This is a genomic window from Pseudomonas sp. MPR-R2A5 (assembly GCF_058793055.1).
On sequence record NZ_JBXAFK010000034.1, the window covers coordinates 1 to 13,513 of the forward strand.

The window sequence follows — 13,513 nt, forward strand, 5'->3', positions numbered from 1 at the left end:
ACGCAGGTTTCTTTTTGGTTGGCATACATGCACCTCTTACTCATGTTATGCCCGAACACAAAATTTCTGACACCCCCGGATATGTACACGAAACCCCCACCCCCAAAACAACGGATATGCCCACGATCACTCCTTATCCCCCCCATAATTCATAATCGACAACAACCGAATCGGCACCCGCACCAACTCCTCCGGCCCATGAGGAATTTCCCCCTCAAACGTCAAGCTGTCCCCAGCCTCCATCCGATACAGCTGATTGCCATGCCGATAAATCAACTCCCCCTCCAGCAAATGCAAAAACTCCGTCCCCGGATGAGCAAAGGTCGGAAACTCCTCACTGGCGTCATCCATGCTCACCATGTACGCCTCGAAACTCTTCTTCGGCCCGCGCGTATGGTTGAGCAGGTGATAGGTATGCCCCTTCTCGGTCCCCCGGCGCACCACTTCCATGCCCTGGTCAGCCTTGACCAGCAAGGCGCTGCCATCCTGCTGGTCGTATTCGCTGAACAACTTCGATAACGGCAGCCCGAGCACATCGCACAGGCGGCTCAAGGTATCGAGGCTGGTGGACACCTGGGCGTTCTCAATCTTGCTCAACATGCCCTGGCTGATATCGGCAATCTTCGCCACGTCGGACAGCTTCAGGTCCTGGGCCTGGCGCTGGCGTTTGATCTGCAGCCCCAGGTATTGCTCGAGCTTGAGGCGCGGGGCGGTTTCGGTGGACATGATCATCGGCTCCTGCACGGTTTCCGTTCAGTAATATTATTTTCGCACTGGGAAAGTGCAAGGTCTGGCGCTTGAAGGCCACCCCGCTGTACGTATTCCTGCGGGGAAAAGAATTTTCCCATATATACAGCACAAAAGCGCTTTCACCGGCACATCAATCCGCCGCTCGCGAATCTGGCAAGGGTATTGCATTCCTGTTGGGAAACTAACTTTCTTTTTAGGAATAAAAAGACAGCCTAGGCCCACCCACACGGTTTTGCCTTTCGCGAGGAGTGACACGCAATGTTGCCAGCAGAAACCCAGCGCATCATCGACAAGCACGGGATCAAGTACGTGCTTGCGCAGTTTGTGGATATTCACGGGGCGGCCAAGACCAAGTCGGTGCCGATCTGTGGGCTCAAGACCGTGGCCGAAGAGGGCGCGGGGTTCGCCGGGTTTGCCATCAGCGGCATGGGCATGGAGCCTCATGGCCCGGACTTCATGGCGCGCGGCGATCTCTCGACATTGACCCCGGTGCCCTGGCAGCCAGGTTATGGGCGCGTGGTGTGCGTCGGTCATGTCGACGGCCAGCCCCATCCCTACGACAGCCGCTACGTGTTGCAACAGCAGGTGCAGCGCCTGCAGGACAAGGGCTGGACGCTGAACACCGGCCTGGAACCCGAATTCAACCTGATGCGCCGCGACGAGCAGGGCAAGTTGCAACTGGTGGACCCCAGCGACAACCTCGACAAGCCTTGCTACGACTACAAGGGCCTGTCCCGTTCGCGGGTGTTCCTCGAGCGCCTGACCGAAGCCTTGCAGGCGGTGGATTTCGAGGTCTATCAAATCGACCACGAAGACGCCAACGGCCAGTTCGAGATCAACTACACCTACAGCGACGCCCTGACCTCGGCCGACCGTTTCACCTTCTTCCGCATGGCCGCCGGCGAGATCGCCAATGACCTGGGCATGATCTGTTCCTTCATGCCCAAGCCCGACCCGAAACGCGCCGGCAACGGCATGCATTTTCACCTGTCGATCAGCAGCGCCGAGAACAAAAACCTGTTCCATGACGCCAGCGATCCGAGCGGCATGGGCCTGTCGAAGCTCGCCTATCACTTCGCCGCCGGTTTGCTCGCCCATGGCCCGGCGCTGTGTGCGTTCGCCGCGCCCACGGTCAACTCGTACAAGCGCCTGGTGGTCGGCAACTCGTTGTCCGGCGCCACCTGGGCCCCGGCCTTTATTGCGTTTGGCGCCAACAACCGCTCGGCCATGGTGCGCGTGCCGTATGGCCGCCTGGAGTTCCGCCTGCCGGATGCCGGTTGCAACCCTTACCTGGTCAGCGCCGCGATCATCGCCGCGGGCCTGGACGGTATCGATCGCCAGTTGGAAATCGACCACGTCTGCAACGAAAACCTCTACAGCCTGAGCCTTGAGCAGATCGCTGAACGCGGCATCAAGACCCTGCCGCAATCCCTCAAGGAAGCCTGTGACGCGCTGGAAGCCGACGCGCTGTTCGCCGAAGTGCTTGGCCCGCAGATCGTGGGCGAGTTCATCAAGCTCAAGCGCATGGAGTGGGTGGAGTACAGCCGCCATGTGAGCGACTGGGAAATCCAGCGCTATACCGAATTTTTCTGACACCGTGTGACGGAGACTTGTTATGTGTGGAATCGTAGGCCTGTACCTGAAGAATCCGCGGCTGGAACCCCAGCTCGGCCAGCTGTTTGAACCCATGCTGCAAGCCATGACCGACCGTGGCCCGGACAGCGCCGGTTTTGCCATCTACGGCGATGAAGTCGCCGATGGCTGGGTCAAGCTGACCCTGCAAGCCACCACCGAAGCCTTCGATTGGAAAGGCTTGATGGGCGAGCTGGAAGGGCGCCTCGGCTGTTCCCTGGACTGGTTCCAGAACGCCAGCGCCGCCGTGTTGAAGATCCACGCCGACGAAGCCCCGGTGCGCCAGGCCCTGGCCGAACTGGCGCCGAGCGTACGCATCATGAGCGCCGGGCAGAGCATCGAGATCCTCAAGGGCATGGGCCTGCCCGAGGAGATTTCCCAGCGCTTCGGCCTGGCGAGCATGCAGGGCAGCCACATCATCGGCCACACGCGCATGGCCACCGAAAGTGCGGTGACCATGGAAGGCAGCCACCCGTTTTCCACCGGCGCCGACCTGTGCCTGGTGCACAACGGCTCGCTGTCCAACCACTTCCGCCTGCGCCAGGAACTCAAGCGCGAAGGTATCCATTTTGAAACCGACAACGACACCGAAGTCGCCGCCGGCTACCTGACCTGGCGCCTGCAACAGGGCGATTCGCTCAAAGAGGCGCTGGACCATTCCCTGGAAGACCTCGACGGTTTCTTCACCTTCGCCATCGGCACGCGCAACGGTTTTGCGGTGATCCGCGACCCGATTGCGTGCAAGCCGGCGATCCTCGCCGAGACCGACGACTACGTCGCCATGGCCTCCGAGTACCAGGCGCTGTCGAGCCTGCCGGGCATCGAGAACGCGCGGATCTGGGAGCCGGCACCGGCCACGTTGTACATCTGGGAACGCCAGTCGGCTTAAGGAGCGCACACATGAAAACCATCGATCTTTCCACCGCCACCGTGCGTGACCTCAACCAGGCGCTGCACGCCCAGGCCATCGACAACGAATGGCGCGTGATCCATTCCAACGGCAAGCACAACCTCGCGGTGGGCGTGAACCAAGCCGTGTCCATCGATATCGAGGGCCACGCCGGCTACTACTGCGCGGGTATGAACCAGCAGGCTTCGATCACCGTGCACGGCAATGTCGGCGTGGGCTGCGCCGAGAACATGATGTCCGGCTCGGTACGGGTCAAGGGCAGCGCCTCTCAGGCGGCCGGGGCCACGGCCCATGGCGGTTTGCTGGTGATCGAGGGCGATGCGGGCGCGCGTTGCGGGATTTCCATGAAGGGTATCGACATCGTTGTCGGCGGCAGCATCGGCCACATGAGCTGCTTCATGGGCCAGGCCGGGCGTTTGGTGGTGTGTGGCGATGCCGGCGATGCGCTGGGCGATTCGCTGTACGAAACTCACATCTACGTCAAAGGCACGGTGGAGTCCCTGGGCTCGGACTGCGTCGAAAAAGAGATGCGCAGCGAGCACCTCAAAGAGCTGCAAGAGCTGCTCGACCGTGCGGGTTTCGCCCACCAGGCGGCGGACTTCAAGCGCTACGGCTCGGCCCGTCAACTCTACAACTTCAAAGTCGATAACGCCTCCGCGTACTGATCAGGAGCTCCACCATGACTGAACAAACCCCTCCGGTCCTGCGCGAGTCGGCCACCTTCGACCGCCTGACCATCCAGGAAATCCAGCGCGCCGCCGAAACCGGCATCTACGACATTCGCGGCGGCGGCACCAAGCGCAAGCTGCCGCACTTCGATGACTTGCTGCTGCTTGGCGCCAGCGTGTCGCGCTACCCGCTGGAAGGCTATCGCGAGAAGTGTGGCACCGACGTGATCCTCGGCAACCGCTTCGCCAAGAAGCCGATCCATCTGAAGATCCCGGTGACCATCGCCGGCATGAGTTTCGGCGCGCTGTCGGCCAATGCCAAGGAAGCCCTGGGCCGTGGCGCGACCATCGCGGGCACCAGCACCACCACCGGTGACGGTGGCATGACCCCGGAAGAGCGTGGCCAGTCGCAGCATTTGGTCTATCAATATTTGCCGTCGCGCTACGGCATGAACCCGGATGATTTGCGCAAGGCCGACGCCATCGAGATCGTCCTCGGCCAGGGCGCCAAGCCCGGCGGTGGCGGCATGTTACTGGGCATGAAGGTCACCGAACGCGTGGCCGGCATGCGCACCTTGCCCATCGGTGTGGATCAGCGCAGCGCCTGCCGCCACCCGGACTGGACCGGGCCGGATGACCTGGCGATCAAGATTGCCGAGCTGCGCGAAATCACCGATTGGGAAAAACCGATCTACGTGAAGATCGGCGCGAGCCGGCCGTATTACGACGTGAAGCTGGCGGTCAAGGCCGGTGCCGATGTGATCGTGCTCGACGGCATGCAAGGCGGCACCGCCGCGACCCAGGAAGTGTTTATCGAGCATGTGGGCATCCCGATTTTGTCGGCCATCCCGCAAGCGGTACAGGCTTTGCAAGAGATGGGCATGCATCGCAAGGTCCAGTTGATCGTGTCGGGCGGGATTCGCAACGGTGCCGACGTGGCCAAGGCCATGGCGATGGGCGCGGATGCGGTCGCCATTGGTACGGCGGCGCTGATTGCCCTGGGCGATAACCACCCGAGGCTGGACGCGGAACTGAAAAAAATCGGCTCGGCCGCCGGCTTCTACGACGACTGGCAGAACGGCCGCGACCCGGCCGGTATCACCACTCAGGACCCGGAGCTGTCCAAGCGCCTCGACCCGGTGGAAGGTGGGCGGCGGTTGGCCAACTACCTGCGGGTGATGGTGCTGGAGGCGCAGACCATGGCGCGTGCGTGCGGCAAGTCGCACCTGCACAACCTCGACCCCGAGGACCTGGTGGCGCTGACCGTGGAATCGGCCGCCATGGCCCGCGTGCCGCTGGCCGGGACCAGCTGGGTGCCGGGCTCGAGTTACTGAATTACCCCCCCCTGTGGGAGCGAGCTTGCTCGCGAAGATCGTCAACGATAACGCTGGCACCCTGGATGAACGCGTTGCCTGGACGTTTTTCGCGAGCAAGCTCGCTCCTACACACTTCTGTTGCAGGAGCTTTGAACATGGTCAATCGTCTTCTCGGCAAATCCCTCTTCGGTTTATTCGCGGCCGGTGCCTTTGCACCCTTGGCGTACGCTGCTGATGCACCCACCTTGAACACCGGCAGTACCGCCTGGATGGTCACCGCCGCCGTGCTGGTGCTGTTCATGTGCTTGCCGGGGCTCGCGTTGTTCTATGGCGGCCTGGTCCGCGCGAAAAACATGCTCTCGCTGTTCACCCAATGCTTTGGCATCGCCGGGTTGGTGGGCGTGCTGTGGGTGATCTACGGCTACAGCATGGTGGTCGACACCACCGGCATGGTCGAAGGGCAGGTGACCTTCAACAGTTTTGTCGGCGGCCTGAGCCGTGCCTTCCTGGCCGGCATGACCCCGGAGAGCCTGGTGGGGGATATTCCGGAAGGTGTGTTCGTGACCTTCCAGATGACCTTCGCGATCATCACCCCGGCCCTGATCGCGGGGGCCTTTGCCGAACGCATGAAATTCTCGGCGGCCCTGCTGTTCATGGCCATCTGGTTCACCCTGGTCTATGCCCCGGTGGCGCATATGGTCTGGGGCGGTTCGGGGGCCTTGATGCATAACTGGGGCGTGCTCGATTTTGCCGGCGGCACCGCCGTGCACATCAATGCCGGTGTGGCGGCACTCGCCGCGTGCCTGATCCTCGGCAAGCGCAAGGGCTACCAGAACACGCCGATGCCTGCGCATAACCTGAGCCTGACCATGGCCGGCGCGGCGATGCTCTGGGTCGGCTGGTTCGGCTTCAATATCGGTTCCGGCGGTGGCCTCAGCGGCACCTCGGGCATCGTCATGCTCAATACCCAACTGGGCGCGTGCGCCGGGATTCTCGGCTGGATGTTCACCGAGTGGTTCAAGGTCGGCAAACCCAGTGCCCTCGGCCTGGCCAGCGGCGCGTTGGCCGGCCTGGTGGGGATTACCCCGGCGTGCGCTTATGTGGGGGTGGGGGGGGCGTTGGCCATCGGTCTGCTGTGCGGGGTGTTCTGCTACTTGAGCGTGACGGTGTTGAAGCGCCGTTTCGGCTACGACGACAGCCTTGATGTGTTCGGCCTGCATGGCATCGGCGGCATGATCGGCGCGGTGTTGACTGGCGTGTTCTGTGTACCGTCCATGGGGGGCCTGGTGGAAGGTGTGACCATGGGAGGGCAGGTGGTTGCCCAGCTCAAGGGGGTGTTGTTGACCACGGTGTATTGCTTTGTGGTCAGTTGGATCATCCTCAAAGTGGTCAATGCCCTGGTCGGCTTGCGGGCCCATGAGTCGGTGGAAGAGATGGGCCTGGACCTGGCCGAGCACAACGAGCGCGCCTACAACCACTGAGAACCCTGTAGGAGCGAGCTTGCTCGCGAAGATCGTTAACGATAACGCGGGCATCCTGGATGACCGCGTTGCCTGGACGTTTTTCGCGAGCAAGCTCGCTCCTACAGGTGCAGCGCCGGCGCTCGGGGCAGGGCTTTGCGCTGCAACTGGCTCGCCACCAGGGTGTTCTTCAGCCTGCGTGCCCATGAGTCGGTGGAAGAAATGGACCTGGCCGCCTAAAACCACTGAGAACCCTGTAGGAGCGAGCTTGCTCGCGAAGATCGTTAACGATAACGCGGGCACCCTGGATGACCGCGTTGCCTGGACGTTTTTCGCGAGCAAGCTCGCTCCTACAGGTACAGCGCCAGCGCTCGGGGCAGGGCTTTGCGCTGCAACTGGCTCGCCACCAGGGTGTTTTTCAGCAGGTAGGCAATCGTCATCGGTCCCACACCGCCCGGTACTGGGGTGATCGCGCTGGCCACGGTGCGGGCGCTGGCATAGTCCACATCCCCCACCAGCCTCGTGCCGGTCTCGGTGGTGATGCGGTTGATCCCGACATCAATGACCACTGCGCCAGGCTTGAGCCAGCTGGCATCGATCAATTGTGGCCGGCCGACGGCGGCGACGACGATGTCGGCCAAACGGCACAACGCTGGGGCATCGACGCTGCGTGAGTGCACCACGCTGACCGAGCAGTGGGCCTGCAATAGCAGGGTCGCCATGGGTTTGCCGACGATGTTCGAGCGGCCGATGACCACCGCGTGCAAGCCGCTCAAGTCGCCGCAGGTTTCGTGCAGCAGGCGCATGCAGCCGCTGGGTGTGCAGGGTGTGAGTACCTCGATGCCTTGCACCAGGCCGCCGACGTTTTCGCGGTGGAAGCCATCCACGTCCTTGATCGGGTCAATCGCGTGGATCACCGCTGCCTCGTCGATATGCGCCGGCAGTGGCAATTGCACCAGGATGCCGTTGACCGACGCATCGGTATTCAACTGGGCAAGCAGGTCCAGCACCTGCGCCTGGCTGGCATCTTCCGGCAGCCGGTATTCCAGGGAGCGAATCCCGGCTTCCTTGGCCCGCAGCAGTTTATTGCGCACGTAGACGTGGCTGGCCGGGTCATCGCCCACCAGCAATACCGCCAGGGCCGGGTAGATCTGCTGCGAGGCAAGCAGCAGGACCTCTTCGCGAACCTCGTCGAGCACCTGGGCGGCGATGGCTTTGCCGTCGATATCGCGGGCAAGCGTGGGGAGAGAGCTGGTCAAAAGCGTCACCATTGTCTGGGGAAATAAGGAGCTGAGGGATAACAATCCCTCAGCCATAGGCAGGCCAGAAGGCTCAGGCTACCAGTTGATGGCAGGCATACACCACCAGCACACCGGCCACCAGCGTGGCATAGGGCAGCCAGCCGGCGCGGCGTTGGCCGTCATCGGCCTGGATATACAGGTCGGTGAGCATGGCGGCGGGGAAGTGGCCCTTGTCCTGCACATAGTGGCGGTAGCAGAACACCGGCAGGATCAGCAGCGCCAACAGCAAGCCGGTGACCAGCGTGCCCGCGCCCCAGATATCCGCGCCCAGGCCCATGCAGGCCAGGTTGACGAAACTCAGCACGCCGCCGGCCGCCAGCAGCACGGTGGGGGCTTTGTACGGGCGTACCCAGTCGGGGCGGTCCAGGCGGTGGATCCAGCCGGCATTGAGGTTGAGGAAGTTGAAGATGATGTAGCTGACGTTGGATGCCGCCAGCACGAACACGTAGTCCGACATCAGCAACAGCAGCAGGTTGAATGACAGGTCGGTCCACATTGCCGCCGTCGGCGCGCCATGCTCGTTGGTGCGCCCCAGGTACTTGGGCAACCAGCCATCCACCGAGGCCTGATACAGGGTGCGCGACGAACCGGACATCGAGGTCATGATCGCCAGCAACGTCGCCAGCACCAGCATGATCAACACGATATTGGCGACCACCTTGCCGCCACCGATGCTGTCGGCCATCACCTGGCCAACCCCCATGCCGCTGTAGATCGCGGGCGAGAGCAGGCCGCTGTACACCGCCGGCGTCACGACTGCGCCACTGGCGTCGAGCACCGCCGGGGTCACGAGTTGGCCCAGCCCCAGGCTGCCCTGGAACGCCAGCGGTACCAGGGTGAACACCAGGATGCACAGCAGGCCGGCGTAGAAGATCGCCTTGAACGTGTCGCGCTTGGGGTCCTTGAATTCGCGGGTGTAGCACACCGCCGTTTCAAAACCGTAGGTGGACCACGCCGCCATGAACAGCCCACCGGCCATCAGCGACCAGCCGGAAATATCCCAGGGCCCATCGATGACTTGCCCGGCCGCGTCATGGGCCAGGGGGTACAGCGGCAGGAAGTTGGCCTGGGCCGCATCCCCGGTGAACAAGGGCACCACGCCCACCAGCAGCAGCGGAATCAACGAGGTGACGCCGAGCACCAGGGTCAGGCGCGCCGAACGCAGGATGCCGCCGTGCTGCACGGCAAACACCGTGAGCAAAATCAACAAACCAATGGCGAACGTCGCGTTGATGCGCAGCGACAGACCGCTCTTGACCCAGCCCAGGTCCAGCAGGGTCAGTTGCCAGGTGTTGATCAACGCATCGGCGGGAAACAGCGCCGTGAGGATATACCCCGCCGCCAGCCCCGAGCCGATGGACAGCACCGGTGACCAGGCCAGCCAGTTGCACCACACCGACACCGGCGCGATCAGCTTGCTGTAGCGCACCCAGGCCACCGCGCCGTACACCGAGGCGCCGCCGGATTTGTGCGGGAACAACCCGGCGATCTCGGCGTAGGTGAAGGCCTGGATAAACCCGAACAGGATCGACACGATCCACACGATCCACGCCGGCTTGCCCACCGTGGCGGCAATCGCACCGATGGAGAACAGCACCAGCGCGGGCACGCCACTGGCGACCCAGAAGGCCCCGCGCCAATCGATCTTGCGGTGCAGGCTGCCCACCGAGCCGGCAGCCTGCGGTACAGCCTCGAACGTCGTCGCTTCCATCTTCGTATTCCCATGTCTGAATAGCGGTTAGGTTGGGGCAGTCAAAATGGGGTGGCACACACGTTTCGGGACGATCAGCTACGCACCCGGCTTTTGTCCGGGTCGTAGAAAATCGCTGCGCTGACCGTGGCGCTGATGCGCTTCTGCAGGCCATCGACTTTGCCAATCTCCAGTTCAGTGCCGGGCTCGGCGCAGCTCACGTCGACCCGGCACAGCGCGATATTGCTGGCCAGCAGCGGTGAGCGGCAGGCACTGGTGATTACCCCGACCTGGGCCCGGCCCTGGTACACCGGGTCGCCATGCCGGGCCGTCTCGTTGCCGCTCAGGTGCAGGCCGACCAGCTTGTGGCTGGGGTGGGCGCTGCGCCGCAACAGGGCATCGCGGCCGATGAAGTCATCGGTCTTGCTCTTGAGCGGTACGCTGAAACCGATGCCCGCCTCGAACGGGTCGGTCTGGTCGCTGAACTCGTAGCCGGCAAAGATCAGCCCGGCTTCGATGCGCAGCAGGTCCAGGGCCTCCAGGCCCAGCGGGACCAGGCCCAAGGGTTGGCCGAGTTGCCAGATGCGGTCCCACACCCGTTCGGCGTCTTCGGGCTGGCACCACACCTCAAAGCCCAGCTCGCCGGTGTAGCCGGTGCGCGAAATCATCAACGGGCAGCCGTCGAAACCGTCCAGCCGGCCGACCAGGAAGCGGAACCAGCCGAGGGTTTCCAGGCTCGGCTGGGTGGGCGGGGTCCAGACCATCTGCTTGAGCAGTTCGCGACTCAGGGGCCCTTGCACCGCCAGGTTGTGGATCTGCTCGCTGGCGGACTTGACCCACACCTTCATGCCCAGTTTCTGTGCCTGCTCGCGCAACCAGACGCCGGCGTAGTCTTCGCCGCAGATCCAACGGAAGTTGTCCGGGCCCAGGCGCAGCAGGGTGCCGTCGTCGAGCATGCCGCCGTGGGCGTGGCACATCGCCGAATACACCACTTGGCCCACCGCCAGGCGCCGCACATCGCGGGTCAGGCAGTACTGCAACAGGGCTTCGGCGTCGGGGCCGATGATTTCGAATTTGCGCAGGGCGGTCAGGTCCATCACCGCCACCCGTTCGCGGCACCCGAGGTATTCCTCGGTGGCGCCGTAACCGTCGTAGCGCAGCGGCAGCCACCAGTTGCGGTAGTCGGTGAAGCTGCCGGTGAGGGCGCTGGTGCGTGAGTGAAACGCGGACTCACGGGTGAGAATCGGGTCGGCATCCGCCGTGGTTCGAGTGCTCATGGCGATGGAAAAACGCTCCTTCTCGCTGTAGATGCGGACATGGATATCGGTCGGGTTCCAGCCATTGGCCGGGTCGATGTCATCCGGGCACGAGGTACTGCCACACAGCAGGTCGGTCATGGCCCGCAGCAGCACGTAGTCACCGGGCCGCGACCAGGGCTCATCCAGGGTCATCTGCTGGTGCGCATCAATCCCCGTATTGAAGAAAAAGTTGATCGCCGGCCAACCGTTGCGGGCCTGCACGCCATAGGGCGCAAGGACCTGGCTGAGGTTGTCGCTGCAGTTGTCGTGCCCGAAATACCCATGGGTTTCGTAGTAGCGCGCCGCGCAGGCCAGGGCGAATGAATCGTGGCGCCCGACGGTGTCTTGCACCACCTCCAGCATCGGTTGCATGTGGCGGTCGAAAAACTTCGAGAACAGCCCCGGTGCCGGGTAGGCGCTGCCGTTCAGGGTGCGCGTGACGGTCTGGTCCAGATCCAGCTCCACGCCGCGATCCAGGGCACGCCGGTCGAGGGCGACGAAGTCCGAACACTGGCGGCCGGCCACATCCAGCACCTGCACGTACTGGCCCTTGGCAACGGTGTAGCTGCGGGCCGTGCCCGCGCGCAGGGTGAATTCGTCCAGCACGTCGCCCAACGGCTCGGGCAGGTGCGGTACCAGCAGCGGCGACGGGTTGGCCCGCGTCACCCGCAGGCGCAGCTCGCTGGGCCGGTATTGCCGGTCGACGGCGGTGGCCTCGGCGGGCGCGGCGACGATCACCAGCAGCGCGTCCTGGGCGACAAACTGCCGGCTGTGGCCGGGCGGACTGTCGGTGTCCCACAGCGAGGCGGCCAGCGGCAATGCCTGGGCGTCGATGCCGCGCCGCTGGAGCGCCAGGCCGATACGCCCTGGCACACTGCACGCCGTTGACCCGCTCAGGCCCCAGCTCGCCAGGGCGCTGCGACCGCCGGCGTCGAGGGCCAGCAGTGCGCAGGGTTGCCGGCCTTCGACGTCGATCACGTGCAGACCGTCGCCAGGCTGCAAGTCCACCAGGGTCACACCGCCGGCGGCCACGCGGTAGCGCTCCAGGTTCGGCGCGCGGGCAAACAGCCCGGGCTCTCGGGGATGGGAAATACGCGGTGCATTCATCATCAGCCGACCGACTTGATGGGCGTCGCGGGCGCGCCCAGGTACGCTGCCATCGAATCATCCAGGGCCTGCAACCACGGCGTGTGGTGGGGCGGCGACTGGGTGCCGGTCATCAGCGAGCGGTAGGACTTGTCGCGATAACCCATGATGTTTTCCGCCTTGTCGTGCTTCCAGTGCAGAAAGGTTTCGTTGACTCCGGCGATGTCGAAATCCGGGTAGTCGGTGGCGTCCACCAGGTGCTGGATATAGGCGCCCTGGTATTCGAACATCTGCTGGTTGGTTTCCAGGGTCTGTTCCCGCGCGTGCCATTGCTGGCTGTCGGCGACCATCTCGGCCTGGCTGGGCAGTGGGATGCGCCCGAGGATCACATCGCGGGCATACCAGGCCTGGGCATCGAACATGTTGAAGGAGTACCACTGGTCCTGCATGCCGAGGTAGATCAGACGGGGGTTGGGTTCCCAGAACACGCCCTTGTAGAGGTTCATCGGCCACAGGCGGTTGTCGGTCTTGAGGCTCAGTTCATCCGGCAGGAATGGGAAGTGGTGCTTGTAGCCGGTGCACAGGATCACCGCATCGATGTGCTTGCTGCTGCCGTCGGCAAAGTACGCGCGGTTGTTTTCCAGGCGCTGGAGCAGTGGTTTTTCTTCCCAGTTGTCCGGCCAGGCATAGCCCATGGGGGCGGTGCGGTAGCAACTGGTGATGCTGCGCGCGCCGTATTTGTAGCATTGCGAGCCGATATCCTCGGCCGAATAGCTGCTGCCGACAATCAGCAGGTCCTTGTCCTTGAACTCCAGGGCCTCGCGAAAATCATGGGCATGCAGGATGCGCCCGGCGAATTGCTCAAAGCCTTCGAAGTACGGCACCTTGGGCGTGGAGAAGTGGCCGCAGGCGTTGATCACGTAGTCGAATGCTTCGCAGGTCAAGGTGTCGGTGTTGTAGTCGTGGGCATACAGGCTGAAGCGCTGGGTCTGTTCGTCGAAGGTGACTTGGCGCACCACGTGGTTGAAGCGGATGTAGTCGCGTACCCCGGCTTTCTCCACCCGGCCCTTGATGTAGTCCCACAGCACCTCGCGCGGCGGGTAGGACGCGATGGGCCGGCCGAAATGTTCTTCAAAGGTGTAGTCGGCAAATTCCAGGCATTCCTTGGGGCCGTTGGACCACAGGTAGCGGTACATGCTGCCGTGCACCGGCTCGCCGTTCTCGTCGAGGCCGGTGCGCCAGGTGTAGTTCCACATGCCGCCCCAGTCCTGCTGTTTCTCGAAGCACACCAATTCGGGGATGGCGGCACCTTTGTCGCGGGCCGACTGGAACGCGCGAAGTTGCGCCAGGCCACACGGGCCGGCGCCGATGATTGCAACACGTAGGGTCATGAGCGTGCCTC

General features: G+C 63.4%; 10 protein-coding genes. 5 read left to right on the forward strand and 5 right to left on the reverse strand.

The genetic code is table 11. The features are described from left to right. Window positions 1-126: 126 nt before the first annotated feature. Window positions 127-726, reverse strand: a complete 600-nt coding sequence (locus AC1Q6I_RS22380) for a helix-turn-helix domain-containing protein (protein ID WP_041161149.1) — start codon at window positions 724-726, stop codon at window positions 127-129. A gap of 282 nt (window positions 727-1,008) precedes the next feature. Here AC1Q6I_RS22380 and glnT point away from each other — a divergent pair, with 282 nt between their 5' ends. The 5 genes from glnT to AC1Q6I_RS22405 all read left to right on the forward strand — a co-directional run bounded on the left by glnT (window position 1,009) and on the right by AC1Q6I_RS22405 (window position 6,757). Further along, window positions 1,009-2,343 (forward strand): type III glutamate--ammonia ligase, encoded by a 1,335-nt coding sequence (glnT, locus tag AC1Q6I_RS22385; RefSeq protein ID WP_024074677.1) that lies wholly within the window; start codon window positions 1,009-1,011, stop codon window positions 2,341-2,343. A 22-nt stretch (window positions 2,344-2,365) separates the two neighbouring features. Continuing rightward, a complete protein-coding gene (locus AC1Q6I_RS22390) occupies window positions 2,366-3,271 on the forward strand; it encodes a class II glutamine amidotransferase (protein ID WP_069075686.1) in 906 nt (301 codons plus the stop codon). 11 nt (window positions 3,272-3,282) lie between these two features. After that, window positions 3,283-3,957, forward strand: a complete 675-nt coding sequence (locus tag AC1Q6I_RS22395; protein WP_024074679.1) for a GltB/FmdC/FwdC-like GXGXG domain-containing protein — start codon at window positions 3,283-3,285, stop codon at window positions 3,955-3,957. 14 nt (window positions 3,958-3,971) lie between these two features. Further along, entirely contained in the window at window positions 3,972-5,294 is a 1,323-nt protein-coding gene (locus AC1Q6I_RS22400; protein WP_024074680.1) for an FMN-binding glutamate synthase family protein, read from the forward strand. Window positions 5,295-5,431: 137 nt separating this feature from the next. Further along, on the forward strand, window positions 5,432-6,757 hold the full coding sequence (locus tag AC1Q6I_RS22405; protein ID WP_041160897.1) for an ammonium transporter: 1,326 nt from the start codon (window positions 5,432-5,434) through the stop codon (window positions 6,755-6,757). 329 nt (window positions 6,758-7,086) lie between these two features. Here the strand turns inward: AC1Q6I_RS22405 and folD are convergent, their stop codons facing one another. From folD to AC1Q6I_RS22425, 4 genes are all read right to left on the reverse strand, one after another. Then, window positions 7,087-8,007 (reverse strand): bifunctional methylenetetrahydrofolate dehydrogenase/methenyltetrahydrofolate cyclohydrolase FolD, encoded by a 921-nt coding sequence (folD, locus tag AC1Q6I_RS22410; protein WP_069075687.1) that lies wholly within the window; start codon window positions 8,005-8,007, stop codon window positions 7,087-7,089. 61 nt (window positions 8,008-8,068) lie between these two features. Then, window positions 8,069-9,748 (reverse strand): APC family permease, encoded by a 1,680-nt coding sequence (locus AC1Q6I_RS22415; RefSeq protein ID WP_024074683.1) that lies wholly within the window; start codon window positions 9,746-9,748, stop codon window positions 8,069-8,071. Window positions 9,749-9,822: 74 nt separating this feature from the next. Further along, on the reverse strand, window positions 9,823-12,132 hold the full coding sequence (locus AC1Q6I_RS22420) for a trimethylamine N-oxide demethylase (protein ID WP_102624628.1): 2,310 nt from the start codon (window positions 12,130-12,132) through the stop codon (window positions 9,823-9,825). Window positions 12,133-12,134: 2 nt separating this feature from the next. Then, window positions 12,135-13,502 carry a trimethylamine monooxygenase gene (locus AC1Q6I_RS22425; RefSeq protein ID WP_069075688.1) on the reverse strand — a complete coding sequence of 456 codons (1,368 nt, stop codon included), beginning with the start codon at window positions 13,500-13,502 and terminating at the stop codon, window positions 12,135-12,137. Between the last annotated feature and the right edge of the window lie 11 nt (window positions 13,503-13,513).